The sequence below is a fragment of the uncultured Roseobacter sp. genome (assembly GCF_947491795.1).
Classification (GTDB): Bacteria; Pseudomonadota; Alphaproteobacteria; order Rhodobacterales; family Rhodobacteraceae; genus Roseobacter.
In genome coordinates, this window is record NZ_CANLKW010000002.1 from 731,574 (window position 1) to 755,901 (window position 24,328).

Annotated in this window: 25 protein-coding genes and 1 tRNA gene; 20 read left to right on the plus strand and 6 right to left on the minus strand. The window is 59.8% G+C overall.

The genetic code is table 11. The features are described from left to right. Nucleotides 1–104 precede the first annotated feature (104 nt). Complete coding sequence (locus tag Q1A34_RS10425; RefSeq protein ID WP_300033540.1) at nucleotides 105–806, minus strand: HAD family hydrolase; 702 nt, start codon at nucleotides 804–806, stop codon at nucleotides 105–107. Between the two features lie 82 nt (nucleotides 807–888). Between Q1A34_RS10425 and clpS the strand changes: the two genes are divergently transcribed. The 4 genes from clpS (at nucleotide 889) to hemF (ending at nucleotide 4,031) form a co-directional block, all read left to right on the plus strand. Beyond that, nucleotides 889–1,230: an ATP-dependent Clp protease adapter ClpS gene (clpS, locus tag Q1A34_RS10430; protein WP_300033541.1), complete on the plus strand. Its 342-nt coding sequence runs from the start codon at nucleotides 889–891 to the stop codon at nucleotides 1,228–1,230. A 4-nt stretch (nucleotides 1,231–1,234) separates the two neighbouring features. Next, nucleotides 1,235–2,227 (plus strand): class I SAM-dependent methyltransferase, encoded by a 993-nt coding sequence (locus Q1A34_RS10435; protein ID WP_300033542.1) that lies wholly within the window; start codon nucleotides 1,235–1,237, stop codon nucleotides 2,225–2,227. Nucleotides 2,228–2,266: 39 nt separating this feature from the next. Continuing rightward, nucleotides 2,267–3,067 (plus strand): SDR family oxidoreductase, encoded by an 801-nt coding sequence (locus Q1A34_RS10440; protein WP_300033543.1) that lies wholly within the window; start codon nucleotides 2,267–2,269, stop codon nucleotides 3,065–3,067. Nucleotides 3,068–3,137: 70 nt separating this feature from the next. After that, complete coding sequence (gene hemF, locus Q1A34_RS10445) at nucleotides 3,138–4,031, plus strand: oxygen-dependent coproporphyrinogen oxidase (protein WP_300033544.1); 894 nt, start codon at nucleotides 3,138–3,140, stop codon at nucleotides 4,029–4,031. An 11-nt stretch (nucleotides 4,032–4,042) separates the two neighbouring features. Here the strand turns inward: hemF and hemC are convergent, their stop codons facing one another. Further along, nucleotides 4,043–4,987, minus strand: a complete 945-nt coding sequence (gene hemC / locus Q1A34_RS10450; protein ID WP_300033545.1) for a hydroxymethylbilane synthase — start codon at nucleotides 4,985–4,987, stop codon at nucleotides 4,043–4,045. Nucleotides 4,988–5,088: 101 nt separating this feature from the next. Here hemC and hemE point away from each other — a divergent pair, with 101 nt between their 5' ends. The 13 genes from hemE (at nucleotide 5,089) to Q1A34_RS10515 (ending at nucleotide 18,723) form a co-directional block, all read left to right on the plus strand. Then, the gene (gene hemE, locus Q1A34_RS10455; protein WP_300034117.1) at nucleotides 5,089–6,123 is read left to right on the plus strand and encodes a uroporphyrinogen decarboxylase; all 1,035 of its coding nucleotides are present in this window, start codon (nucleotides 5,089–5,091) and stop codon (nucleotides 6,121–6,123) included. A 53-nt stretch (nucleotides 6,124–6,176) separates the two neighbouring features. Further along, nucleotides 6,177–6,253, plus strand: a tRNA-Met gene (locus Q1A34_RS10460). A gap of 181 nt (nucleotides 6,254–6,434) precedes the next feature. Then, a complete protein-coding gene (locus Q1A34_RS10465; RefSeq protein ID WP_300033546.1) occupies nucleotides 6,435–7,475 on the plus strand; it encodes a TRAP transporter substrate-binding protein in 1,041 nt (346 codons plus the stop codon). 72 nt (nucleotides 7,476–7,547) lie between these two features. Then, complete coding sequence (locus tag Q1A34_RS10470) at nucleotides 7,548–8,117, plus strand: TRAP transporter small permease (RefSeq protein ID WP_300033547.1); 570 nt, start codon at nucleotides 7,548–7,550, stop codon at nucleotides 8,115–8,117. 43 nt (nucleotides 8,118–8,160) lie between these two features. Further along, a complete protein-coding gene (locus Q1A34_RS10475) occupies nucleotides 8,161–9,480 on the plus strand; it encodes a TRAP transporter large permease (RefSeq protein ID WP_300034119.1) in 1,320 nt (439 codons plus the stop codon). Nucleotides 9,481–9,609: 129 nt separating this feature from the next. Then, entirely contained in the window at nucleotides 9,610–11,151 is a 1,542-nt protein-coding gene (locus tag Q1A34_RS10480; protein WP_300033548.1) for a benzoate-CoA ligase family protein, read from the plus strand. Beyond that, nucleotides 11,151–11,972 carry an alpha/beta hydrolase gene (locus Q1A34_RS10485; RefSeq protein WP_300033549.1) on the plus strand — a complete coding sequence of 274 codons (822 nt, stop codon included), beginning with the start codon at nucleotides 11,151–11,153 and terminating at the stop codon, nucleotides 11,970–11,972. The genes Q1A34_RS10480 and Q1A34_RS10485 overlap by 1 nt, the downstream gene beginning before the upstream one ends. Further along, nucleotides 11,956–12,435, plus strand: a complete 480-nt coding sequence (locus Q1A34_RS10490; RefSeq protein WP_300033550.1) for a DUF309 domain-containing protein — start codon at nucleotides 11,956–11,958, stop codon at nucleotides 12,433–12,435. Before Q1A34_RS10485 ends, Q1A34_RS10490 begins: the two co-directional genes overlap by 17 nt. A gap of 85 nt (nucleotides 12,436–12,520) precedes the next feature. After that, nucleotides 12,521–14,179: a 2,3-epoxybenzoyl-CoA dihydrolase gene (gene boxC / locus Q1A34_RS10495; RefSeq protein ID WP_300033551.1), complete on the plus strand. Its 1,659-nt coding sequence runs from the start codon at nucleotides 12,521–12,523 to the stop codon at nucleotides 14,177–14,179. Between the two features lie 56 nt (nucleotides 14,180–14,235). Next, complete coding sequence (gene boxB / locus Q1A34_RS10500) at nucleotides 14,236–15,687, plus strand: benzoyl-CoA 2,3-epoxidase subunit BoxB (protein WP_300033552.1); 1,452 nt, start codon at nucleotides 14,236–14,238, stop codon at nucleotides 15,685–15,687. 225 nt (nucleotides 15,688–15,912) lie between these two features. After that, on the plus strand, nucleotides 15,913–17,109 hold the full coding sequence (gene boxA, locus Q1A34_RS10505) for a benzoyl-CoA 2,3-epoxidase subunit BoxA (protein ID WP_300033553.1): 1,197 nt from the start codon (nucleotides 15,913–15,915) through the stop codon (nucleotides 17,107–17,109). Continuing rightward, on the plus strand, nucleotides 17,093–18,046 hold the full coding sequence (locus Q1A34_RS10510; RefSeq protein WP_300033554.1) for a helix-turn-helix transcriptional regulator: 954 nt from the start codon (nucleotides 17,093–17,095) through the stop codon (nucleotides 18,044–18,046). Before boxA ends, Q1A34_RS10510 begins: the two co-directional genes overlap by 17 nt. Continuing rightward, nucleotides 18,043–18,723 (plus strand): 3-hydroxyacyl-CoA dehydrogenase family protein, encoded by a 681-nt coding sequence (locus tag Q1A34_RS10515; protein ID WP_300033555.1) that lies wholly within the window; start codon nucleotides 18,043–18,045, stop codon nucleotides 18,721–18,723. The genes Q1A34_RS10510 and Q1A34_RS10515 overlap by 4 nt, the downstream gene beginning before the upstream one ends. Here Q1A34_RS10515 and Q1A34_RS10520 read toward each other — a convergent pair. Beyond that, nucleotides 18,710–19,198 (minus strand): DUF2165 domain-containing protein, encoded by a 489-nt coding sequence (locus Q1A34_RS10520; RefSeq protein ID WP_300033556.1) that lies wholly within the window; start codon nucleotides 19,196–19,198, stop codon nucleotides 18,710–18,712. The two genes, Q1A34_RS10515 and Q1A34_RS10520, sit on opposite strands and share 14 nt — an antisense overlap. An 82-nt stretch (nucleotides 19,199–19,280) precedes the next feature. Then, nucleotides 19,281–20,939, minus strand: coding sequence for an ABC transporter substrate-binding protein (locus Q1A34_RS10525; protein ID WP_300033557.1), 1,659 nt, complete (start codon nucleotides 20,937–20,939; stop codon nucleotides 19,281–19,283). Between the two features lie 627 nt (nucleotides 20,940–21,566). Here Q1A34_RS10525 and Q1A34_RS10530 point away from each other — a divergent pair. Beyond that, nucleotides 21,567–21,956: a RidA family protein gene (locus Q1A34_RS10530; protein ID WP_300033558.1), complete on the plus strand. Its 390-nt coding sequence runs from the start codon at nucleotides 21,567–21,569 to the stop codon at nucleotides 21,954–21,956. Between the two features lie 16 nt (nucleotides 21,957–21,972). Here the strand turns inward: Q1A34_RS10530 and Q1A34_RS10535 are convergent, their stop codons facing one another. After that, entirely contained in the window at nucleotides 21,973–22,245 is a 273-nt protein-coding gene (locus Q1A34_RS10535; RefSeq protein ID WP_300033559.1) for a hypothetical protein, read from the minus strand. Between the two features lie 282 nt (nucleotides 22,246–22,527). Between Q1A34_RS10535 and Q1A34_RS10540 the strand changes: the two genes are divergently transcribed. Beyond that, the gene (locus Q1A34_RS10540; RefSeq protein ID WP_300033560.1) at nucleotides 22,528–22,980 is read left to right on the plus strand and encodes a MarR family winged helix-turn-helix transcriptional regulator; all 453 of its coding nucleotides are present in this window, start codon (nucleotides 22,528–22,530) and stop codon (nucleotides 22,978–22,980) included. Between the two features lie 26 nt (nucleotides 22,981–23,006). Beyond that, complete coding sequence (locus Q1A34_RS10545) at nucleotides 23,007–23,327, plus strand: hypothetical protein (protein WP_300033561.1); 321 nt, start codon at nucleotides 23,007–23,009, stop codon at nucleotides 23,325–23,327. Here the strand turns inward: Q1A34_RS10545 and Q1A34_RS10550 are convergent. Further along, nucleotides 23,296–24,105, minus strand: coding sequence for a division plane positioning ATPase MipZ (locus tag Q1A34_RS10550; RefSeq protein ID WP_300033562.1), 810 nt, complete (start codon nucleotides 24,103–24,105; stop codon nucleotides 23,296–23,298). The two genes, Q1A34_RS10545 and Q1A34_RS10550, sit on opposite strands and share 32 nt — an antisense overlap. Nucleotides 24,106–24,328 lie beyond the last annotated feature (223 nt).

Sequence of the window (24,328 nt, forward strand, 5' to 3'; positions counted from 1 at the left end):
TTGGTCTCAATAAAGTTATTGTTTTAAAGGAATTGCGTTAAGTTTCGATGAAGCGGCCTGAAACGCGCAGGCGGTGTGACTTGTGCCTGAAAAAGACGCGTCTTTCAGCGCAGAGTTTCCAGCACCTTTGCCAGACCGCCGAGATCGGGCAGGCTGCGAAACCGGTCATGGTCGCATGGCGTTTCGGCATGCTCCAGTTCCCATGTGACGTCATGCGGAACATGAATGCCATATCCGCCTGCCTCGATCATGGGCAGAATATCTGATTTCACCGAATTCCCGACCATGACGCCACAAATCGCGCTGTGACCGTGCCGGTCAAAGATGCTGCGGTAAACGCCCGGATTTTTGTCGGAGACGATTTCTACCGCATCGAACAGATCGCCCAGACCAGACTGCGCCAGTTTGCGCTCCTGATCCAGCAGATCCCCCTTTGTTATCAGAAGAATACGGTGCGTCCGGGCGGCGCTTTCCACGGCTTCTCTGGCATGCGGCAACAGATCAACCGGATGCGCCAGCATCTCCCGGCCGGCCTCCAGGATCTGTTCAATAACTGCGCCGGGTACGCGCCTGTCCGTGACATCCAGCGCGGTTTCAATCATGGACAGCGTAAAGCCCTTCACCCCGAATCCATAGTGCCCCAGATTGCGTTTCTCAGCCGCCACCAGTCTCGACATGAGAGTGTCTGCTTCGGTGTAATCCGACAGGAGTTCTGCGAAATAGCTCTGCGTCATTTGAAAATAGCGCTCGTTGTGCCAGAGCGTATCATCTGCGTCAAAGCCTACGGTTGTTATTTTGCGGGCCATGACGCCCCCTTTTCTAAATCACAGGACAGGTTATATAGAGCCATCTGAGATGAACCGTACGCCAGGCCCGTCAGGAGCAGCAATGCACCGAGAAGCGATTATGATGTCAGACCGGACAGATGACGAGGGCGATGCCTCTGTTCTGACGGCGACGAAACCGAAAACAAAGCGCCCGCCTTTGTACAAGGTGCTGCTGTTGAATGACGACTTTACGCCAATGGAGTTCGTTGTTCACGTTTTAGAGCGGTTTTTCGGTCTTAATCACGCGCAGGCTTTTGAGATCATGCTGACGGTGCACAAAAAGGGTGTCGCGGTGGTGGGCGTGTTCAGCCATGAAATCGCCGAGACCAAAGTGGCTCAGGTTATGGATTTTGCCCGCCGCCATCAGCATCCACTGCAATGCACCATGGAAAAAGAAGAATAGGCGCATGATTGATGCCCGTTTGCCGCTGGTGCTGGAAGGCAGCGGTGTCGCCTGGCCCGAGGGTGGCCGGCTGGCCGTATATGGCCCTCCGACTGAGGCAGGTCTGACTGCACTGACCGGATTTGACGTGCAGATCATCGAAGGGTTCCGCCCGTCACACGATATCTGGAAGACGCGCGGCTATGATTGTGCTGTTGCGGCGGAAGGTCAGTATGACGGTGCCATTGTCAGCCTGCCCAGATCAAAACTGCAGGGCCGGGCGCTGATTGCCGAAGCTCTGGAGTTGACGGACGGGCCGGTTCTGGTGGACGGTCAGAAAACCGACGGAATTGACAGCATCCTGAAAGACGTACGCAAACGCACCGGCGTGAGCGGCCCTGTCTCCAAAGCGCATGGAAAGCTGTTCGCTGTGTCAGGTTCTGATGCGGACGAATTTACGGACTGGCGCATTGGTCCGTCACGCACCGACGGCGGCTTCTGGACCGCTCCGGGCGTTTTTTCTGCCGATGCTGTCGACCCGGCATCTGCCCTGCTGGCGGACGCTCTGCCGGATCGCCTGGGAAAAACGGTTGCCGATCTTGGCGCGGGCTGGGGATTTCTGTCGGCTCATGTGCTTGTGCGCGAAGATGTAAAGACGGTTCATCTGGTCGAGGCAGGCCATATGGCACTGGAATGCGCACGCCGGAATGTCACAGACCCGCGCGCCGCGTTTCACTGGGCGGATGCGCCGTCCTGGCAGCCGCCCGCCACGGTTGACAGCGTTGTGATGAACCCGCCATTTCACACGGGCCGCGCTGCTGATCCGGCGCTCGGGCAATCCTTTGTTGCTGCTGCAGCGCGGATTCTGGCCCCGCACGGTCAGTTGTGGATGGTCGCCAACCGCCATCTGCCTTATGAGACAACACTGCAGAAGTATTTTGTAAAAGTGACTGAAACGGGGTCTGACAACCGTTTCAAACTGTTCCACGCAGCGCGCCCGGTCAGGCGCCGCAAATAACAGGTTCCACACGGCGCCCGCGGCGTCAGAAAGGAAAAGATGTCATTCTCCGTCAAAGGAAAAACAGCCATCGTGACCGGTGCCGCTAACGGGATCGGCCTGGCCATCGCGCGCCAGTTTGCCGATCGGGGCGCCAATGTGATGTGCGCGGATATGGACGAAAAAAAACTGGCCGCCGAGTGGGGCGACCAGCCGGATGATGCACCGCTGCGGTATTTTGCCGGTGATCTGCGCCAGCGGCTGACCATTGCAAATCTGGTGTCAGCCACGATTGACGCCTTTGACCGTGTAGACATCCTGGTGAACGCTTCGCGCCAGGTCATGCCCACCGATGCGCTGGATGTAGAGGATACTTCGGTCGAGGTTCTTTTGGAACAGAACCTGATGACAGCGCTGCAACTGACCCAGCAGGTTGCCAAACGCATGATCCGGCAGGGCAAGGACCAGCCGGAAGGACAACTTGGATCCATCATCAACCTCAGTTCGATTGTGTCGCGAACCACCAGACCAGAGCTGATGGGATATTCAATCGCATCGGCTGCACTTGAGCAGATGACGCGGTCCATGGCGCTTGCGCTGGCGCCGGAACGTATCCGGGTCAACGCCGTCGCCTTTGGCTCGGTGATGAGCGCGTCGCTCAAGTCATCTGTCGTCGAAAACAGCGAATGGCGCGAAGATATTCGCAATCATACACCCATGGGACGCATTGCCAGCCCGACCGAGCTCGCCGATGCGGTCCAGTTTCTCGCCGCCGACAGTTCCGGTTTTATGACTGGTGAGATCATTACTGTGGATGGGGGTCGCAGCCTGCTGGACGTGGTTGCTGCACCGGCGCACTGATTTCTGCTTTCCGTCCGCAGGAATTCCACGTTAAGTAAGTGTCAGAGAAAACTGACACTTCAGGCGGGTTATGACCGATACATTTGATTCCCAGAAACAGCAGGCATCTGCCTGGTTCCGCGACCTGCGCGACAGTATCGTCGCAGCGTTTGAACAGCTGGAGCAGGACCACGATACCGGCCCGCTCAGCGACGCTGAACCCGGAGCATTTGAGGTCTCGGAAACAACCCGCAGCAGTGACGACGGCTCTGATGCCGGTGGCGGTCTGATGAGCGTCATGCGCGGCGGTCGGGTGTTTGAAAAAGTCGGCGTCAATATCTCGACAGTCTATGGCACCCTGGGCGAACGGGCGCAGATGGCGATGGCTGCGCGCAAGGGGATCCCGGGCATGAAGGACGATCCCCGGTTCTGGGCCAGTGGTATCAGCCTGGTTGCGCATATGCAGAACCCGCATGCACCAGCGGTACACATGAACACGCGCATGTTCTGGACGCCCCATGCCTGGTGGTTCGGTGGCGGGTCAGACCTGAACCCCTGCATCGAATATGACGAGGACACGGCACATTTTCACAAGACCCAGGAAGAGCACCTCGATCCGCATGGCGAAGAGCATTATCCGAAACTGAAAGCCTGGGCGGATGAATATTTCTTTGTTCCGCACCGGGGCCGGGCGCGGGGTGTTGGCGGCATTTTCATGGACGACCACTGCACCGGAGCCTGGGAGACGGATTTTGCCCTGACGCAGGATATCGGGCGGGCGTTTCTGCCAGCCTATGTCCCTCTGGTGCGCAAGCGCCGCACGACGCCCTGGTCAGATGCGGACAAAGACATTCAGCTTGTGCATCGCGGCCTCTATGCGGAGTACAACCTGGTCTATGACCGTGGCACCAAATTCGGGCTCGAAACCGGCCACGATGCCAATGCGGTGCTGATGAGCCTGCCGCCGCTGGCCAAATGGATCTGACGGCCCAGAATTCAGTGCCAGTCGAAAAAGCCCTTGCCAGCGCCGGAGAGCAGCTCCTGCGCCAGTGCCCGTCCCATTTCCGGCCCCTCTGCGATGGGGCCGCTGCGGCTGCCTGAAACCGCCTCGCTGCCATCAGGGCGCAGCACCTCACCACGCAGATGCAGGCTGTCCCCGTTCAGCTGCGCCAGACCGGCAATCGGTGTTTCGCACGATCCGTCGAGCGTCAGAAGAAAACTCCGCTCGGCGGCCAGCCTCTGGCCTGTGGCTGTGTCATGGATGGCGGACAGCATTTCAGCCGTGTTTTCGTCGTCGATACGCCGCTCGATACCGATGGCACCCTGCGCCACTGCGGGCAGCATATCGTCAGTATCGATCGGTGTTGCCGGAACATCCTCCATCCCGAGACGGTTGAGACCTGCCGCCGCCAGAAACGTGCATTCGGCCACGCCATCGGCAAGCTTTTTCAGGCGCGTCTGGACGTTGCCCCTGAACTCAACAACTTTCAGATCCGGTCGGCGGTAGAGCAGTTGTGCCCGCCGCCTGAGACTGGATGTTCCCACAACTGCGCCTGCTGCCAGTTCATGAATACTGCCCAGTTTTGGGGAAACGAAAGCATCCCGCACGTCCTCGCGCGGAAGATAGGTGTCAAGGATGAGGCCATCCGGCTGGACGGTCGGCATGTCCTTCATCGAATGAACGGCGATGTCAATTTTCGCTGACAACAGGTCTTCTTCGATTTCGCGCGTAAAGAGGCCCTTGCCGCCGATCTCTTTGAGCGGGCGATCCTGGATGGCGTCGCCGGTGACTTTGATGATCACGATTTCAAAGGCCTCTTCGGCTAAGCCGAAGGCCTGCATCAGTCTTTCGCGCGTCTCGTAAGCCTGCGCGAGCGCAAGCGGCGAGCCACGGGTGCCGATTTTCAACGGAGAGTCGGGGGAGGGAAGCTGCACTGTCATGGGTTTATCTTTTAGATGTGTCAACTTAAACTGACAACTGGAATGATCGAGAATCTCAGGCTAGAAGCAGGATGCGTGCAATGAAAGACGGAATTCACACAATGAGCCAGACCAAAACCATCCTGCGGGCCCTGGCGGGTGAAACGCTGCCGGTTCCGCCGATCTGGATGATGCGCCAGGCCGGGCGCTATCTGCCGGAGTACCGGGCGACGCGGGCGCAGGCCGGGGACTTTCTGTCGCTGTGCTATAACCCGGAACTGGCCGCCGAAGTGACGCTTCAGCCGATCCGACGCTATGGTTTTGATGCAGCTATTCTGTTTGCGGATATTCTGCTGTTGCCGCAGGCACTCGGCGCGGATCTGTGGTTCGTGACGGGCGAGGGGCCACGCCTTTCGACCGTGACCACACAGGCTGACTTTGACAAACTTGGGCCGGTCAGTGACATTCACGAAACGCTTAACCCGATTTACGAAACGGTGCGCATTCTGCGGCGCGAACTGCCCGCCGAAACAACGCTCATCGGGTTTGCCGGCGCGCCCTGGACAGTTGCCACTTACATGATCGCCGGTCGGGGAACGCCCGATCAGGGACCTGCGCATGCGCTCAAAGATGAAAACCGCCCGCTGTTTGAGGCGCTTCTGGCCCGGATCACTGCAGGCACGATCGACTATCTCGCAGCACAGATCGATGCCGGTGCCGAAGTGGTCAAAATCTTTGACAGCTGGGCAGGATCTCTCAGGGGAGATGATTTCCAAAAATATGCACTGGAACCCGCGCGCGAAATCACAGCAGCGCTCAAGACGCGGTATCCTGACGTGCCGATCATTGGTTTCCCGCGTGAAGCCGGTGACAAATATGTCGGCTTTGCCAGGGCGACGGGTGTGGACTGTGTCGCACTGGACAATTCCGTGGATGCAGAATGGGCGGCGACGAATGTTCAGGTGGATGGGTGTGTCCAGGGCAATCTCGCCTCCAGCCATATGGTAACAGGCGGCCAGGCGCTGGTGGATGAGACACGTGCCATCGTGAAGGCGTTTTCGGGCGGGCCGCACATCTTTAATCTGGGCCACGGGATCACGCCCGACGCGGACCCGGATAACGTTCAGCGGATGATTGACGCTGTTCGGGAGGCATAATCACGGATTGTGGCTTGACGGCGCTGCCAGGCTGGCTTAGGTCACGCGCCGATGGCGTTATAGCTCAGTTGGTTAGAGCGAACGACTCATAATCGTTAGGTCCCTGGTTCAAGTCCAGGTAACGCCACCACTTCTCTGCCCTGCGTGTCTCTTCTGTGGCTTTGGAAATACGTTTCCGATGCCGTCCGTGTCGCCGGAATAGTTACAAATGCGGGTGACAAGCCCAGACATCTGCAATAGCAATTTATCAGAGATAAACGGGTCAGAGATCACGGGCAGCGTGACGTGACCGGGTTTCAGGGAGGAAACACATGACTGTCTCACGCAAAACTTTTCTCAATCTGGCGGGTGCTGCGGCGCTGGCGATGGGTATGGGCGCGGGTGCTGCCTCTGCTCAGGAAGTCACCCTGTCGCTGCACCAGTTCCTGCCGCCGCAGGCAAACGTGCCAAAGCTGGTTCTGGATGTCTGGGCGGACAATGTTGAAGAGGCCAGCGAAGGCCGCATCAAAATTGACCGCTATCCGTCGATGCAGCTGGGCGGCAAGCCACCAGAGCTGATGGACCAGGCCATTGATGGTGTCGCCGATATCGTGTGGACCGTTGTAGGCTATACGCCCGGTCGCTACCCCAGCACCGAAGTGTTTGAACTGCCTTTCATGATGACAAACGCCCGTGCCGCATCCCGCGCATACTGGGAAATGTTTGAAACGCATATGAAAGACACGGAATTCAAAGATGTGCACATTCTCGGGACCTGGGTCCACGGTCCGGGCCTGATCCACGCCAACAAGGAAATCCGCTCACCGTCCGATATGGAAGGCATGAAAATCCGCGGTGGGTCGCGCCTCGCGAATGCGCTGCTGGAAAAAGTCGGCGCAACGCCGGTGGGGATGCCAGTTCCTGCCGTACCAGAAGGCCTGTCCAAGGGCGTGATTGACGGCACAACGATCCCGTGGGAAGTGACCGCAGCACTGAAAATCCCCGAGCTGGTTGGCAACCATACCGAATTCACAGGCAACGCGCTCTATGTGCTGACCTTTGTGCTGGCCATGAACAAAGACCGTTATGAGAGCCTGCCGGATGATCTCAAAAAGGTGATCGACGATAACTCCGGGCTCGAATTCTCGGTCTTTGCAGGCGGCACACAGGCTGACAGCGATGGCCCGGCCCGCGCAGCTGCCGAAGCGCGCGGTAACAACATCGTCACTCTGAACGCCGAAGAGACCGAAGCCTGGAAAACAGTTGCTCAGCCGATCTATGATGAATGGGTCGCTGACATGAATGAAAAAGGCATCGATGGTCAGGCGCTGATCGACGAAGCGCGCATGCTGATCGACAAATATACCGAGTAATCTGAGCCCAACCGGCCCGCAGCGTGTCAGAACGTTGCGGGCTTTTCTGTACCCGATTTTCAGGAATAACCGATGCACAAGGCCATGTCACTGCTGGCGCGTCTGACATCAATCATCGGGGGATTGGTGCTGACCGGCCTCGTCGTTATGACCACGCTCTCGATTATTGGCCGGTCGATCAATGAATGGCTGCATTCCGACTGGGTCGAGGGCACCTTCGGGGGCATTGCGCAGTGGTTTCTGGATCTTGGAATCGGCGAAGTGAACGGCAGTTACGAGCTGCTTGAGGCCGGCGTTGCCTTTGCCATTTTTTCGTTTTTCCCGGTCTGTCAGCTCTACAGTGGCCATGCCACGGTGGACATCTTTACTTCGCGCCTGCCCCGTCCGGTGGGGCGCGGTATCTCTGCTTTCTGGGAGGTGGTGCTGGCCGCCGCACTGATCCTGATCTGCGTGCAGCTGTTTGGCGGTGTGCAGCGATATCTGCGCAACGGCGAGACAACACTGTTTTTGCAGTTTCCGGTGTGGTGGGCCTATTCGGCGAGTTTCGCCGCCTCTGTCGTCACCTGTATTGTGGCAGTTTACTGTGCGCTGATGCGTGTGGCCGAGAGCCTGACCGGTCGCCCGATGATGCCTGTGGCCTGATCCGGACATGGGCACGTTGCTTGATCTTTTGCCCTTTGCGGACATGAGCCGGCTTGAGCTGGGCTTCTGGTCCTTTGCCGTCCTTCTCGGCATGATTTTTCTGCGCGCGCCGATTGGTCTGGCGATGCTGTTGTGCGGATTTGGTGGCTGGTATTATGCCATGAACGGCAATCCGACACCGCTGCTGGCCAAGCTGAAATCCGAGACCTACACGACTTTTTCCAGTTATTCGCTGTCGATCATCCCGATGTTTCTGCTGATGGGGCAGTTCGCGACCCTGTCGGGCATGTCAGCCGCGCTGTTCCGGGCTGCCGAGAGTTTTCTGGGCCATCGCCGGGGAGGTGTTGCCATGGCTGCAGTGGGGGCCTGCGCCGGTTTTGGCGCGATCTGTGGCTCATCGCTCGCCACGGCGGCGACGATGTCCCGCGTGGCCCTGCCGGAACTCCGGCGCTATGGGTATTCCGGCGGGTTTTCCACGGCCACGCTGGCCGCCGGAGGCACACTGGGTATCCTGATCCCGCCCTCGGTGATTCTGGTGATCTATGCGATCATCACAGAGCAGAACATTGCCAAACTGTTCCTTGCAGCATTCGTGCCGGGCATTCTGGCCGCACTTGGCTACATGCTCACGATTTCGCTTTATGTGCGGCTCTATCCTGCATCTGCAGGGACGCGCGACGCGGTGCCTATGGCCGAACGCTGGAAGGCCCTGGGGGCGACCTGGCCGGTTCTGGTCATTTTTGCGGTTGTTGTGGGCGGCATCTATCTGGGCTTTTTCACGCCGACTGAGGGTTCTGCCATCGGTGCTATGGGCACCGGGCTGGTCGCTCTGCTCTCAGGCAGTCTGAACTGGTCAGTGTTCCGGGAAAGCCTGCTGGGCACGGCGCGCACAACGGCGATGATCTTTTTCATCGTACTGGGTGCCAGCTTTTACAACGGGTTTCTGGCGCTTTCGGGCGTGCCACAGTTCATGGCGGACTGGGTGCTGACCCAGGGCTTTTCCCCATGGCTGGTCTTGTCGATCATCCTGCTGTTTTATCTGATCTTTGGCTGTCTGATGGACAGCCTGTCAATGATCCTGCTGACGGTGCCGATCTTCTTCCCGGTCATCTCGGCGATGGATTTCGGCATGTCGCCGGAACATGTGGCGATATGGTTCGGCATTCTGGTGCTGATTGTCGTTGAAGTGGGGCTGATCACCCCGCCGGTCGGAATGAACCTTTTCATCATCAATGCGATGGACCGCGAAACACCCATGACCGAAACCTACAAGGCAGTGATGTTTTTTGTTGGATCCGACATCCTGCGTGTTGTGATCCTTGTGGCTTTCCCCGCAATTACACTTTTCCTGTTGCCGGGCTGAGCCCCTCCAATTCCACGATCACGTCCGGTTTTCATGCACTAAAGTGCCGCAATGTGCCGCAAGTCTTGCGAACGGGCAGTGCAGATGCACGATAGAGCAACAGGGATCACCGAGTCTTGGGAGGGATCAGTGGCCACAATTGCCGCAAACGCTGCGAGTTTTTTTGTTGACCGTCATCTGAGTGAAGGACGCGGCGACAAACCTGCCTGTCGCGAGGCTGGCACCGGCCGCACCCTGACCTACGCAGGCCTTGCAGCGGGGTCAGAAACTGTTGCCGGTGCGCTGAAACAGGCAGATATCCGGCCCGAAGAACGTGCTGCGATGATTGTGCTGGATACCCTGGAGTTCCCACAGATATTTTTCGGAGCGATGAAGTGCGGCGTGGTTCCTGTTCCGGTGAACACGCTGCTGGCCACGCCTGTTTATGACGTCATTCTGCGTGACAGCCGTGCGGCCATTCTGTTTGTGTCTGCACCGCTTTTCGAGACTGTGGCACCTGTGCTGGCTGAAAATCCCTGGCTGCGCCAGGTCGTTGTGATTGGCGGCGATGCGCCCTCGGGCACGATTGGTTGGGATGCGTTTGTGCAAAGCGGTGATCCCTGCCCGACCCAGCCGGCGTCTGCTGATGAAACGGCTTTCTGGCTCTATTCGTCGGGCTCGACCGGTCAGCCAAAGGGTGTTCATCACATCCATTCGAGCATGAAGGCGACAGCAGATACCTACGGGGCCAGGGTGCTGGGGCTGACAGAAGACGACGTGGTCTTTTCCGCGGCCAAGCTCTTTTTTGCATATGGACTTGGCAATGCGATGACCTTTCCGCTTGCAGTCGGCGCCACAAGCGTGCTTTTTTCCGGTCGTCCTGCACCGGACGACATGCTTGCTGTGCTGGCAACGGAGAAACCAAGTGTTTTCTGCGGTGTGCCGACTCTTTATGCAGCCATGGTCGCGGGCATGGATACCGCAGGCGCGCCGGACGTCCCGCTTCGCAGAGCAATCTCGGCGGGCGAGGCGCTGCCTGAGGACGTCGGTGTGCGGTGGGAGGCGCACACCGGCGTAGCCATCCTGGACGGTGTCGGCTCCACAGAGATGCTGCACATTTTTCTGAGCAACCAGCCGGATGATGTCGTCTATGGGACCTCCGGGCGGCCCGTGCCCGGCTATTCAGTCAGACTTGTGGACGAGACCGGTCAGGAGGTGCCGGACAACACAGTTGGCGAGTTGCTGGTGCAGGGGGCATCTGCCGCTTCCGGCTACTGGAACAAGCGGGAGAAATCACGGGCAACATTCGAGGGCGTATGGACGCGCACGGGCGATAAATACGAGCGGCGTGCTGACGGACGATATGTCTACTGCGGGCGCACGGATGATATGTTCAAGGTGTCGGGCATCTGGGTGTCTCCTTTCGAAGTAGAGCAGGCACTGTCCAGTCATCCAGCCGTTCTGGAGGCCGCCGTCGTCCCAATGCGCGATGCTGACGGGCTGGAGAAACCCCGGGCCTATGTCGTGCTTCAGGACAAAGGGGCGGAAAACCTCGAAGAGGTGCTCAGAGAGCATGTCAAAGAGCGCGTCGGCAAATGGAAATACCCCCGTCGGGTGGACGTCGTCACAGACCTGCCGAAAACGGCAACGGGCAAAATTCAGCGGTTCCGGCTGCGGGACGAACCTGCCTGATGGTATCCTGGGAACAGACCCCGTCTGAACGTGCAGTCGTCGCCGGACAGCACCTGGAATATGCCTGTTACGGCCCGCCACCGGATCAGGCCCCGACGCTCGTTCTGTTGCACGAAGGTCTGGGCTGTGTCGCACTCTGGCGGGATTTTCCCGAAAAGCTGGCCGCAGCCACCGGCATGGGGGTTCTTGTCTGGTCGCGCGCGGGCTATGGCCGGTCGGGCCCGGTCACGCTGCCCCGTCCACTGGATTACATGACGCGCGAAGCGACAGATGGGCTCGGGCCGCTGCTTGATGCTTTTGCCATCAGGCGCGCGGTGCTGCTGGGGCACTCCGATGGGGCGACCATCAGCGCGATATATGCCGGGTCCGTCAGCGACCTGCGCATCCGGGCCCTTGTTCTGCTGGCGCCGCATTTCTTCACGGAACCTTCGGGTCTTGCCGCCATCCGGGACGCAGGTGCCGAATTTTCAGATGGTGACCTGCGCGGCAAGCTGGCCCGTTATCACGACGATCCGGACATGGCTTTTCTGGGCTGGCACGATGCCTGGACAGACCCGGATTTTACCGGCTGGGATGTCTCAGATTGCATTGATCACCTGCGCATACCGGTCCTGGCAATTCAGGGTGAGGCGGATCCCTATGGCACACTGGCACAGATCGACGAGATCGACAGCCGCATCTATTCACCGTTGGAGCGGCTGATCCTGCCGGATTGTGGTCACGCCCCGCATCTGGAAAGGCAGGCGGAAACGCTTGGGGCCGTTGCTGAATTCTGTGAACGTCTGGAAAGGCTGGAACACGCAGATGTCGACACTGGCTGATATTCCCGAAGGTATCCCCGTGCCGCCCCACCGTTACATTCCCGGCAAAACACCAAGGCATCCCGAAGGATGGTTTGATCCGATCAAAAAATCGGTTCATGCGGGTACTCCTGCCGTTGAGCTGCACGAGACCGAAGCCTTTGTCGCAGGCCGGGCCTATTTCAACGCCGGGTATTTCTGGGAGTGCCATGAGGTTCTGGAAGCTGTGTGGTTGCAGGCCCCGGATTCCAGTGCGGAAAGAGACATTGTCCAGGCCATCATTCAGCTTGCAAATGCGCGCCTTAAAATATTGATGGGCAGACCGCGTGCGGCTCTGAGGCTGTGCAGCATGGTGGAAACACAATTGGGCAGGTACCCGGAGAACGCAGTGATTCTGGGCCTGCCGGTTGCGCGGTTGGTCGAGGGCGTACACCAGACCCGCACAGAGACAATCGAGAACTATAGTGCACTAAATCAGCGATAATCAATTTAACTCGCGCACAGATTAGACAGGAAGTGGAATTAAAGTACACTAATGCAGGATAGCTCAGGTGTACGGGAGAGGCCGTTTGGCAGACCTTATCGATTTCCAGGTGGACCCGGATGCAATGCGCCACTGGCGTGTCGACTATGATGGCGCGGTCGCAACTCTCTGGATGGATGTCGACGAAACCGCCGGGCTTTTCGATGGCTATGCGCTGAAGCTGAACTCCTATGATCTGGGCGTGGACATTGAACTGGCCGACGTGGTGCAGCGCATGCGGTTTGAACATCACGAAGTACGCGTTGTCGTTATGCGCTCGGCCAGGGACAGGGTGTTCTGTGCCGGTGCAAACATTCGCATGCTGGGCGGGGCGTCCCATGCGCACAAAGTGAATTTCTGCAAGTTTACTAACGAGACGCGCAACACGTTCGAGGCCGCACTGGAGGACAGTGATCAGAATTACATCTGCGCGATACAGGGTTCCTGCGCGGGCGGTGGATATGAACTGGCGCTGGCCTGCAATCACATCATGCTGACCGATGACAGCACCTCTGCTGTCGCGTTGCCAGAGGTACCGTTGCTGGCCGTTCTGCCGGGGACCGGCGGGCTGACCCGTGTCACGGACAAGCGGCGTGTCCGGCGGGACAGAGCGGATGTGTTCTGCTCCCTGGAGGAAGGCGTGCGGGGGCGCCGCGCTTTGGAATGGGGGTTGGTGGATGAGGTTTTCCCCAATGCCAGCTTTGACCAGCGCGTCGCCGAGCGGGCGCAGGCCCTGGCAGATGCCTCTGGCACAGATACCCCCACCCGGGGCATTACGCTGAACCCGCTGGATCGCAGTTTTGCCGACGATGGCGTGACCTATTCCACAGTGCGCGTTGCTGTCGACCGGCCTGCGCGCCGGGCGGTGGTGACAATTCTGGGCCCACAGGAGGCTGCACCTGCGGACATGTCAGATGCGCATGCGCAGGGTGACCGCACGTGGATGCTGCGCTGCGCGCGTGAACTGGACGACGCGATCCTGCACCTGCGGTCAAACGAAGATGAGATTGGCCTGATCGAATTCCAGACCGCCGGTGATCCGCTGGCTGTCGCAGCCCACGAAGCGGTTTTTCGGGATGCGGGCGATCATTGGCTGGCCCGTGAGGTCATGCACTATTGGAAGCGGGTGCTGAAACGCGTCGATATGACGTCGCGCAGCCTGGCAGCGATTGTCGAGCATGGCTCGTGTTATACCGGTGTGCTGGCCGAGCTGCTCTGGGCGGCGGACCGCAGTTACATGATGCTGGATGCTTTCGACGACGATGACCGGCCCCTGGCAAGCGTGACGCTGACCGCTGCAAATTTCGGCAGTTTCCCGATGGGGAATGGGCTGAGCCGACTGGAAACACGTTTTCTGGGCGTGCCGGAACAGATTGATGTGCTGCGCCAGCGTATCGGAGAAGCCCTGGAGGGGGAGGACGCAGAAGATCTGGGCCTGGTGACCTGGGCCTTTGATGACATCGACTGGGAAGATGAGGTGCGTCTTTTCCGTGAGGAACGGGCGAGTTTCTCGCCCGATGCCATGACAGGCATGGAGGCCAACCTGCGTTTCGCGGGCCCGGAAACCATGGAAACAAAGATATTCGGACGGCTGACCGCCTGGCAGAACTGGATTTTCCAGCGCCCGAATGCGGTGGGCCCCGAAGGCGCACTCCAGCGATATGGCTCCGGTTTGCGGGGCCAGTACAACATGCAGCGGGTCTGACACACCGCACCGAAAACAGCGATTTGATCGCGCCGCCGAATTGAGGGGAGACCGGAATGACCGACCTGATAAACGTAAGCTATGACAGTCAGATACCCAATAACGTTGGGCTGAGTTCTGATCGTAAGGTGCTCAAAGCACTGGAAAAATGGCACCCCGGGTACATCAGCTGGTGGAATGACCTGATCCCGCAGAATTTCCAGGAAAGCATGGTCTATCTTCGCACGGCTGTCTCGGTTGACCCAAAAGGCTGGGCGAAGTTCGACTATGTGAAAATGCCCGAATACCGCTGGGGCGTATTGCTTGCTCCGGCGGTCGAGGATCGCAAAATTCCGATGGGTGAACATCATGGCGAGCCAGCCTGGCAGGAAGTGCCCGGCGAATACCGCAACATGCTCAAGCGCCTCATCGTCATTCAGGGCGATACAGAACCCGGCTCGGTCGAACAGCAGCGGTTTCTTGGACTGACCGCACCGTCGCTTTATGACATGCGCAATCTTTTTCAGGTGAACGTGGAGGAGGGCAGACACCTCTGGGCCATGGTTTACCTGCTGCAGAAATACTTTGGCCGGGACGGTCGCGAAGAAGCCGACGACATGCTGGTGCGCTCGTCCGGTTCTGAGGAGGCACCGCGGATGCTGGGGGCGTTCAACGAAGAAACGCCTGACTGGCTGTCGTTTTTCATGTTCACTTATTTCACTGACCGGGACGGAAAGATGCAGCTGGAAAGCCTGGCACAGTCCGGGTTTGATCCGCTCAGCCGGACCTGCCGTTTCATGCTGACCGAAGAGGCACACCATATGTTTGTTGGTGAAACCGGTGTCGGGCGGACAATTCAGGCGACGCTGGAAGCCATGACTGCCAATGGTATCACCGATCCGTTCGACATCAACAAAATCCGCGATCTGGGTGTGATTGATCTGCCGACGATCCAGAAAAAACTGAACCTGCACTATACGCTCAGCCTGGATCTGTTCGGCCAGGAAGTGTCGACCAACGCGGCCAATGCCTTTAACGCGGGCATCAAGGGCCGGTACATGGAGCTGCGGATCGATGATGATCACCGTCTGCAGAACGACACCTATCCGGTGACGTCAATCGTTGACGGGGCCATCCTGACCGAAGAGGTGCCAGCGCTGACGGCGATCAACATGCGCCTGCGCGACGACTATGTGCGCGATGCAGCAGGCGGTGTCGGACGCTGGAACAAAGCGATCAGCAAATCCGGTATCGAATTCGAGCTGAAGCTTCCGCATGAGGGGTTCCACCGTCAGATCGGGGTCTTTTCGTCGGTTGCGGTGGATCCGGACGGCCAGATCGTTTCAGCGGAAGAATGGGAAAAGCGCCGGCATGAATGGCTGCCCACTAAAGCCGACGGAGATTTTATCCAGTCTCTGATGCAGCCCTGTTTTGAGCCTGGAAAATACGCGTCCTGGATCGCGCCGCCCAAGGTCGGGATCGACAATAAACCCGGAGATTTTGAGTACGTTAAGCTCCATATGGCTTGATCCAGATCAACGCATCGCCGGCGCGGTCCGGGATTAATGGACCGCGTCACGACAGTGACCCCACACAACAGGAGGAAACGGACCCATGCAGACACGGACACCCGGAACAGGCGCCACACCCGCAAAACGCTGCCTTGGCTGCGCGGATTGCAAAGGCATGTGCCGCGATATTTTCGATCTTTTGTCACTGCCTGATGTGATTTTGCGACGGTCCGCTGCCGGTCCATGAACACGCCCGTCAAACAACACCTTATCGATCCCGAAATCTGCATCCGCTGCTATACCTGCGAGATGACCTGCCCGATCGGTGCGATCGAGCATGACGACAACAACGTGGTTGTTGACCCTGACAAGTGCAATTTCTGCATGGACTGTATCCCGGTCTGCCCGACCGGTTCGATTGACGAATGGCGCGTTGTGCAGACGCCCTATTCGCTGGAACAGCAGTTCGGATTTGATGAGCTGCCCGAGCAGGAAGACATCGCAACCAGCGATCCCGATGGAAACGACAGCAGCGAGGCGCAGGAGGAGGCCATCGCGGCGCTTCTGGCCGAGGCGCACAAGGGCGCTGGTGGAAAAGCCGCAGCACCACGGTCTGCGTCGAAACCGACGATCAATATGTACACAATCGGTGCACCTGCCCGGATGACAATACAGGGCAACTACCGACTGACGGATGCGGGCAGCGACGGGGATGTCCGCCATATCATCCTGGATCATGGCGGCCTGCCTTTCCCGGTTCTGGAAGGGCAGAGCATTGGCATTATCGCGCCTGGCACGGATGCCTCGGGCAATCCGCATCTGCCCAGGCTCTATTCCGTGTCCAGCCCCCGCGACGGTGAACGGCCCGGATATGGCAATATTTCCCTGACGGTCAAACGCGAGGAAAAGGGCGTCTGCTCAAACTACCTGTGTGATCTGGAACCGGGTGACAGCGTGCAGGTGACCGGGCCGTTCGGCTCCACTTTCCTGATGCCGGGCGATCCGGACATGCATCTGCTGATGATCTGTACAGGAACCGGTTCGGCCCCGTTCCGTGGGTTTACGATGCGCCGGCAACGCGAAACGCCCGGCGCACAGGACAGTCTGACACTGGTGTTCGGTGCCAGAAATGCGCGGGAGCTGCCCTATTTCGGCCCGCTACAGAAGGTTCCGGACCAGTTTTTGCACAAAGACTTTGCTTTCAGCCGTCCGGACGACGGCGACGGGCAATATGTTCAGGACAGGCTGCGGGCAGGGGCAGCGCGGATTGGCGGACTGCTGCAGGGCGACAGGACCTGTATCTACATCTGTGGACGCAAAGATATGGAAGAGGGCGTTGATGCCGCTCTGAGCGATATCGCCGCTGCAGCCGGTCGTGACTGGTCTTCTCTGCGTGACACCATGCGTGCCGATGGCAGGTATCATGTCGAAACGTACTGAAGCGGGCACCCGGGCGGCTGGCTCCCGAACGGGCAAGGCAACAGCACCGCCCAAAGAGGTGCCATCGCAGGACAGCGCGTTGCGGCTGATGGCACGCGTCGCCTCAAGAGTGCGGGAGCTGCGCAAATCCCAGCGCATGCCGCGCCGCGCCCTGTCCGAGGCCTCGGGTGTATCGCCGCGGTATCTCGCGCAACTGGAAGCGGGCGAGGGGAACATTTCCATCGCTCTGTTGCAACGGGTGGCAGAAGCACTGGGCGTTACGGCGGAAACCCTGCTCGCCAGCGGAGAGGCAACGCACCCCGAGGCGCAGGAAGTCATGACGCTTTACCGTCTTGCACCGGCAGAGGTGCAGAGCCAGGTGCGCCGGTTGTTGTCCGCGGAAAACCCCGGCGCGCTGCGCAGTGGCCGCATCTGCCTTGTCGGCCTCAGAGGTGCTGGTAAATCGACGCTGGGCCGTCTGGCAGGTGAGGCGCTGTCACTGCCATTTGTCGAGCTGTCCAGCGAGATCGAGGCATGGACGGGCATGCCGATGTCGGAGGTGCTGGCGCTGTACGGGCAGGATGGATACCGGCGTCTGGAGTCCGAGGCTGTGCTGCGCGTACTGGAACAGCACGACAAAATGATCCTGGCCGTTGCGGGAGGGATCGTGGCCGAAGAAAAGACCTATGCGCTGCTGCTGGAGCGCTTTCATACAGTCTGGCTGCGCACGTCGCCGGCTGAGCATATGCAGCGTGTCCGGGCTCAGGGTGACCTGCGCCCGATGGAAGGTAATCCTGCGGCCATGTCCCAGCTGCGCGCCCTGCTGGAGGCCCGCAGCCCGCTCTATGAGCGCGCCGATGCGCAGGTAAACACCTCTAACCGCACGGTGTCTGCATCGCTGAATGATCTGCTGGCCGTGTTTGCATCCAACCGGTTTCTGAACTCCCAGCGGCCGTGAGCACGCGGGCTTTGAACGACGATGCAGTCGGGGCGGCGCTGACAGATGCAATGGCTGCGGTGACCGATGCCCTTCTCTTTGTGCATACGACGCCCTGGGAACTGGACGAGGCGATGGTCGGTTTCGGGTTCTCAGAAGGAGCCTGCGAGGCACAGGACAGCCAGGGTCTGATCCGTCTGCTTGCGCGCCGCGCACACCGCCCGCACCAGGAGCTGTGGCAGGACAGCCCTGTGCTGGAGCGGATGGTGTCCGAGGGCCGCCAGGGCCGCACAGCCGGTGTCGGATGGTATCGGTATCCGGGCGGTGGCGGGTTGGTGATTGACCCCCTTGTCGAGGATCTGCTGCGGGAGGAAGCCTGGTTTGCGGGTGTCACCAGGACAGAGCTGGATGGGCCTGAACTGATCAGTGCGGTCGTTGCGGGGCTGGTCAATGTCCTGGCGCATGTGCTGCCGCTGCGCGACCCGCAGATCGCGCAACAGGTGAACACGGCGTCTCTCAGTGTGCCTGGTTTTCCGGTCAAACGCGGCGGGCTTTTGCAGACCGCAGACCAGATCGGTGCCGGGGTAATCTGCGCAAAGCTGCAGGATCTGGCGGCCTCTGGCCCTGCCGGTGTCTGGACGCCTGCGCCGTACCTGACCGGACTGGCGCGCGAAGCGGGAAAGACTATGCCAGACTGATCAGGATCATCGTGCCCATGCCCCAGAGCGTCATCTGGTAATGCGTGTTCTGTGCGCCCTCGTGGCAGTACCAGTAATAAAAATGGTTTCCGACGACGAGAAAGCCGCCCCAGACGGCGGTGAACGCCGTCGCCCCCAGCAGGGCAACCGTGCGCCCGGTATCACTCATAACAAGCCCGGCCAGTGACAGGATCAGCAGTACGACACCGGCCCACAGGATTGCACAGGCAATGGCCTCTGCGATGACAACCAGCCGGAATGCCAGCTTCTGCAGGCTTCGGTCCGTGATCGCGCGGTACGAGACCGTTTTGTAATCCTCCGGCCAGGCTTCCTTCATCCGGGCCATGCTCAGCACTTCGGCAGTATAGGTCTCGTTCATGGATGGATGCAGGATGTTGTCACGCAGGCCCAGCGTCAGCCAAGCCGCAATCAGCCCGGTTGCTACGGTCTGGGCCAGGATCAGCGCGGTTTCCATTCGGTGCTCTCTTTTGCAATCGGGTTATGCGACGAAAAAGGGCCGCGCATTGCGCGGCCCCATGGGTTTTCTGAAGTCAGGATCAGGTCCAGGCGATTTGCTCGGGACGGATCTCGAACGAGATATGGTGCGCACCACCGACCAGACCCTCGCGGGTGTGGTTGTAGAGCGAACGCCAGTAGGGCTGCATTGTGACACCTTCGTCCTGAACGATGGCCTGACCCTTCATCATGAGCGCGCGGCGCGCCTCAACATCCGGGGTTGCCAGAGCTTCGGCCAGAATGGCGTCGAACTCTTCGTTGGCCCAGCCGAACTCGTTCCAGGCTTCACCGGAGCGGTAGGCAAGCGCCCAGACCTGGACGCCCAGCGGACGGTGGTTCCAGTTGGTCGAGGAGAACGGGTACTTGGACCAGTCGTTCCAGAAGGTGGAACCGGGCAGGATCGTCCGTTTTACCTTGATGCCCGCGTCACGCAGCTGCGCGGCAACCGCATCGGTGGTGTCTTTGCGCCATGCATCGTCGATCGAGAGCAGTTCGTGCTCATATTCGCCCATGCCAGCCTCATCCATCAGGGCCTTGGCGGCTGCGGGGTCCACCTTGCGCTCGGGCAGGGCGGCATATTCCGGGTGCATCGGACCGATGTGGTGGTTTTCGGCCACTTCACCGCGACCGGCATAGCCCAGCTCCAGCAGAACCGCGTTGTCCACAGCCATCGCCAGCGCCTGACGAACGCGCTTGTCCGCATAGGGCTGCATGCCATCAACTTCGGCCAGCTGGTTGGGACGGATCACGATTGTCGCCGCCGTCACGACCGAGTTGTTCTGCCAGCCGTCCAGCGTGTCGAAGATGTCGATGAAGTCACCCTCGATGGAGTAGGTCATGTCGATCTCTTCGGCTTCGGCGGCGGCAACAAATGCCGAAGGGTCCGTGCCGTAGTCGATGTATTCCACACGGTCCATGTAGGCGCCGTTGCCCTCGTTCCACCATGTGTGGTTCTCGTTGCGCACGAGCACGCCTTTGACGCCGACTTCCAGCGATTCCGGCAGGTACGGGCCGGTGCCCACAGGATTGCTCAGCGCTGTGTCTGCTGTGTAGGACGCAGGCACGATGGCCGCCGGATAATCCGCCATACCAGGGATCAGGGAGATGTCGGGTGCGGGCAGGTTCAGGCGCACGGTGTGGCTGTCCACAACCTCGATAGCACCGTCGATTGCCTTTTCTGTTTCCGCATCGATCAGGGTGGCGAAACGGCCGGCCATGGAGTTACCCTCCACGCCCTTGTCACACCAGCCTGTGATGTTGCGTGCAACATCTTCGGCGGTAAAGTCGCTGCCGTCGTTCCACTTGACGCCCTTGCGGACGTTCAGAGTATAGACTGTCGCATCGTCGTTGATTTCCCAGCTCTCCAGCAGTTTGCCGGTGAAGGTACCGTCATTCTCGTAGTGTACGAGGTATTCCAGCCATCCACGGCTGAAGTTGGCAATCTGGCTCCAGTCATATGTACGCGGATCCTTGAGGGCGCGGACTTCCTGCTGGATGCGGACGGTGCCGCCCATTTTATGACCGGCGGCCTGTGCCGGTGCGGCCATGCCAATCATGGAATAGGCGGTTGCCGCTGTTGCGCCGAATGCGCTGGCCAGTGCCAGAAATTCGCGGCGGTTGACGGCGTCATGACCGACCTTCGGTGCAGAGTCCACGATGGACTGCGGCAGCGGCTTGCCGGTACGGGTGTAAAAGGTCATGTTCTTCCTCTCTGTTATGCGCGGCTCCGGGCCGCGCTGAGTGCCGGTTATTGTTCCGGTCTGGTGATGCAGTTTTCTGCTTTTGATCGGCCCCTCCCGGGGGACGCGGTGAGTTTCAACAACCAGACTGTTGGCGTCAACCCTAACTTCCCCAGGCTGAATTGCCCGGGACCGAAGTGTCTGGCGCGGTTATACCTGCTGGCCGGTCATGATACCACCGGAGCGGGTGTCGCACCGTGATACTCAGCGTGGGCAACCGCTGTTTTTGCAGCGCGAATGACGCAATTTCTACCATCGGTGTCGCTCTGCGACCTTGATCGCAGGCGCACTGTCTGCCTGCACACCGCCGACAGAGATCAAAATCTGACGCTGACCGGTAGATTGCGTCCGGCTGAGGCGCACAGCTTTTTTGGTGTGGCCGGGCGGCTTCCCTTACGGAAGCTGCATCGGAAAATGCACACCTGTGCAAAAAACGCATGGCTGACCCGCCGGAATACGAATCTGCTGCGCCGGGGCGTCTCATGGGCAAGGGTTCATGAAAATCCACGCGCCAGCCCCCACCTCGCAGGTTTTCATCTGCGGAAAACCGGGCCACAGTCGCCCCAAAGAGCAGGCAAAGGACATGTGATGAGAGCGCTCAGCCCGAACACCATTTCAGCGCCCGTTGCGCGGTATTCTCACGGTGTGGAGATCCCCGCCGGTCACCGTCTGGTCCGGACATCCGGGCAGCTTGGTCTTGCCACTGACGGGGCGGTCCCGTCCGGCGCGCTGGAGCAGGCCCGTATCTGTTTTGGCAATATCGCCGCCATTCTGGCAGAGGCGGGCATGGATGCCGCAGACGTCTGTCATGTTTCGGCCTTTGTCACCGGGCGGGAACACATGACGGGGTACATGCAGGCGCGTGATGCCTGGTTGTCGGATGTGCCGGTTCTGCCGTCGTCAACGCTGCTGATCGTGTCCGGATTTACAAGGCCCGAGTTTGTCGTCGAGGTTGAGGTCTGGGCGGCTGCGCCCTGAGGCCGGACGGCGGGCGTTATGTGTCCGGGTAGTCGCGGCGGATCAGTCTGCGCAGGCTCCAGATCAGTGTGCCGCCGAAAAAGACGACAGAGATCATAATTGCTTCCCAGCCACCGGGCCCCTGGGGCAAACCGCGCCAGACCAGCGCAAAGCCTGTCATTGCCAGCCCCGCAACAGCAAAGGCCGCCCGGAAGGTCAGATCGCCGCGCGAGGGTCCGAAACGGTTCTGACGGCGCGTGTCAGACGCGTCATCCGGCGAAACGCCATCAGAACGCGGCCCGTCACTCATCCTTGTCGGAGCCCTTTTTCTTTCTGGCCTGCAGCCAGCGAAACAGAAAAAACAACGCTACAAAAACAACGATCCAGAACAACAGATCACTCAGAGCTTCAGACATTTTATCGCTTTCCCTGTCCGCGGTACGGGGCAGAATGCCCGCCCTGTCGCTGACAGTTATCCGGCGGTGGCGGCGGTTTCACAAGCCCTGCCGGGGATTGCGGTGCAGACATCTTTCGCGAAACCGGATATCTGTCCCGGAAAGTTGTAACTGTAACAATATTCGAGGGCCGTCTGATGCGTCCGGAAAGCACCTTTGATCTGCAGTCTTTTCTGCCCTACCTGCTGACCCAGGCCGCAGAACGCAGCAGCCTGGAGTTTCAGCAGGTCTACCGTGACCGCTATGGCATGCTGCGCACGGAATGGCGGGTGCTGTTTCATCTGGGGCTGTACGGGACAATGACCGCTGGTGGGATCGGTGCAGCCGCCGGCACCCACAAAACCAAGATCAGCCGCGCGGTGCACCGTCTGGCCGAACGCCGGTACATCACGCGCAACCGGGACGGGGCCGACCGCCGTGTGGAGCATCTGGACCTGACCCCGCGGGGACGGGCAGTGTTCAACGAGCTGCGTGGGATTGCCGCCGACTATGACGAGGCGCTGAGCAACCAGCTGAGTGAAACGGAACTCAAAGTCCTGCGCACGGCACTGCGAAAACTTGCGGGCATGCAAAGCGGTCGCTTTACCTGACGCCGCTTTCAGGGCACCGCTTGCACATGACCGATCAGATGAAAGGCCTGTTGATTACGCTCGCCGGTGTGCTGCTGGTGGTGCCGGACGCGCTCTTTGTGCGACTGATCGATGCGGATGCGCTGACCATCGCCTTCTGGCGGCAGCTGCTGGCAGGCGGGGTCTCGGCACTGGGGCTGCTGGAAAGCGTTCTGGCACCGTTACTGGTCTGGGCGATTGTGCACGAACACCCGGGCGCCTGGGCGCTGGCGGGCGGCTCGGTGGTGATCGGCGCGCTCTTTGTCTCAAACCTCCGGGCGCTGCGGCGCCACAGGGTCAGAAATCTGCCGATACCCCCGGCAGTCTGAGTGCTTTGACCAGGTCGCGCAGCTCCTGCCGGGCAGCGACGTTAGAGATATTGAGCTGTTTGACGCCAATATCCTTGAGATCCAGCAGGGTCAGGCCGCGCGGGAAAAGCTCCCGGAAGACGACCCGTTCTGAAAACCCGGGCGCGATGCGGAACCCGATCCGCTTGCTCAGGTTCTGGATCGCGCGCTCCATCTTTTCCTTGTTGACCATCCGCTGTGCGCCCATCCGGTTGCGCACCACGATCCAGTCAATCGGCGTCAGACCGGCCTGGGCGCGCAGCTGTCGCGCGTTCCAGACCATCTCGGAATAGACGGACGGGCCGAGAATTTCCTCGCCCGTGGCATCGGTACGCGCCAGCAGGTCAAAGTCCACAAAACTGTCGTTCAGCGGTGTGATCAGCGTATCCGCCAGGCTGTGGGCGACCTGGCTCAGCCGGGTGTGGGACCCGGGGCAGTCGATCAGGATAAAGTCATTGTTCGGTTCCAGCTCTGCCACGGCAGCAGAAAGCCGGTGGTCATAGATATTCTCGCCGGGTTTCAGGGTTTCAGGCGCAATTTCCGGCAGTTCCCGCACCTGCGGGCTGGCCAGCGACAGGCCGGCCTTTTTCAGAAAGGCCTCGCGGTTTTCGGTGTAGCGGCCAAAGGTGCGCTGGCGCAGGTCCAGGTCGAGCGCGCTGACCTTGTGGCCCATCCGGGCAAGAGCCGTTGCCACATGCATGGAGACGGTGGATTTCCCCGCGCCACCTTTTTCGTTTCCGACGACGATGATATGCGCCATATGCCCGATCCTTTACCCCGCCGCTTTGTGCGGCTGTTGTGAGCGCGGACTATAAGTTGGGCTCTTGTGTTTGGGAAGCGGTCGCCGCGCCAAATTCGTCTCTGTTCTGCGGGAAAACGGCAGCCGCGGCTTCGCTGTCACAGGTTCCGCTGCGGCAGGTGGGGCATTGCGCTGTTTTGCGCTGTTATGCGCCAGCGCGCGAAGCGGGGGGCGTGCAGCCCTG

What these genes read in the sequence shown, in the direction of transcription:
- Q1A34_RS10425 (WP_300033540.1), bottom strand. Translation starts at nt 806, where the DNA reads ATGGCCCGCAAAATAACAACCGTAGGCTTTGACGCAGATGATACGCTC.
- clpS (WP_300033541.1), top strand. Translation starts at nt 889, where the DNA reads ATGCACCGAGAAGCGATTATGATGTCAGACCGGACAGATGACGAGGGC.
- Q1A34_RS10435 (WP_300033542.1), top strand. Translation starts at nt 1,235, where the DNA reads ATGATTGATGCCCGTTTGCCGCTGGTGCTGGAAGGCAGCGGTGTCGCC.
- Q1A34_RS10440 (WP_300033543.1), top strand. Translation starts at nt 2,267, where the DNA reads ATGTCATTCTCCGTCAAAGGAAAAACAGCCATCGTGACCGGTGCCGCT.
- hemF (WP_300033544.1), top strand. Translation starts at nt 3,138, where the DNA reads ATGACCGATACATTTGATTCCCAGAAACAGCAGGCATCTGCCTGGTTC.
- hemC (WP_300033545.1), bottom strand. Translation starts at nt 4,987, where the DNA reads ATGACAGTGCAGCTTCCCTCCCCCGACTCTCCGTTGAAAATCGGCACC.
- hemE (WP_300034117.1), top strand. Translation starts at nt 5,089, where the DNA reads ATGAGCCAGACCAAAACCATCCTGCGGGCCCTGGCGGGTGAAACGCTG.
- Q1A34_RS10465 (WP_300033546.1), top strand. Translation starts at nt 6,435, where the DNA reads ATGACTGTCTCACGCAAAACTTTTCTCAATCTGGCGGGTGCTGCGGCG.
- Q1A34_RS10470 (WP_300033547.1), top strand. Translation starts at nt 7,548, where the DNA reads ATGCACAAGGCCATGTCACTGCTGGCGCGTCTGACATCAATCATCGGG.
- Q1A34_RS10475 (WP_300034119.1), top strand. Translation starts at nt 8,161, where the DNA reads ATGAGCCGGCTTGAGCTGGGCTTCTGGTCCTTTGCCGTCCTTCTCGGC.
- Q1A34_RS10485 (WP_300033549.1), top strand. Translation starts at nt 11,151, where the DNA reads ATGGTATCCTGGGAACAGACCCCGTCTGAACGTGCAGTCGTCGCCGGA.
- Q1A34_RS10490 (WP_300033550.1), top strand. Translation starts at nt 11,956, where the DNA reads ATGTCGACACTGGCTGATATTCCCGAAGGTATCCCCGTGCCGCCCCAC.
- boxB (WP_300033552.1), top strand. Translation starts at nt 14,236, where the DNA reads ATGACCGACCTGATAAACGTAAGCTATGACAGTCAGATACCCAATAAC.
- boxA (WP_300033553.1), top strand. Translation starts at nt 15,913, where the DNA reads ATGAACACGCCCGTCAAACAACACCTTATCGATCCCGAAATCTGCATC.
- Q1A34_RS10510 (WP_300033554.1), top strand. Translation starts at nt 17,093, where the DNA reads ATGTCGAAACGTACTGAAGCGGGCACCCGGGCGGCTGGCTCCCGAACG.
- Q1A34_RS10520 (WP_300033556.1), bottom strand. Translation starts at nt 19,198, where the DNA reads ATGGAAACCGCGCTGATCCTGGCCCAGACCGTAGCAACCGGGCTGATT.
- Q1A34_RS10525 (WP_300033557.1), bottom strand. Translation starts at nt 20,939, where the DNA reads ATGACCTTTTACACCCGTACCGGCAAGCCGCTGCCGCAGTCCATCGTG.
- Q1A34_RS10530 (WP_300033558.1), top strand. Translation starts at nt 21,567, where the DNA reads ATGAGAGCGCTCAGCCCGAACACCATTTCAGCGCCCGTTGCGCGGTAT.
- Q1A34_RS10535 (WP_300033559.1), bottom strand. Translation starts at nt 22,245, where the DNA reads ATGAGTGACGGGCCGCGTTCTGATGGCGTTTCGCCGGATGACGCGTCT.
- Q1A34_RS10540 (WP_300033560.1), top strand. Translation starts at nt 22,528, where the DNA reads ATGCGTCCGGAAAGCACCTTTGATCTGCAGTCTTTTCTGCCCTACCTG.
- Q1A34_RS10545 (WP_300033561.1), top strand. Translation starts at nt 23,007, where the DNA reads ATGACCGATCAGATGAAAGGCCTGTTGATTACGCTCGCCGGTGTGCTG.
- Q1A34_RS10550 (WP_300033562.1), bottom strand. Translation starts at nt 24,105, where the DNA reads ATGGCGCATATCATCGTCGTCGGAAACGAAAAAGGTGGCGCGGGGAAA.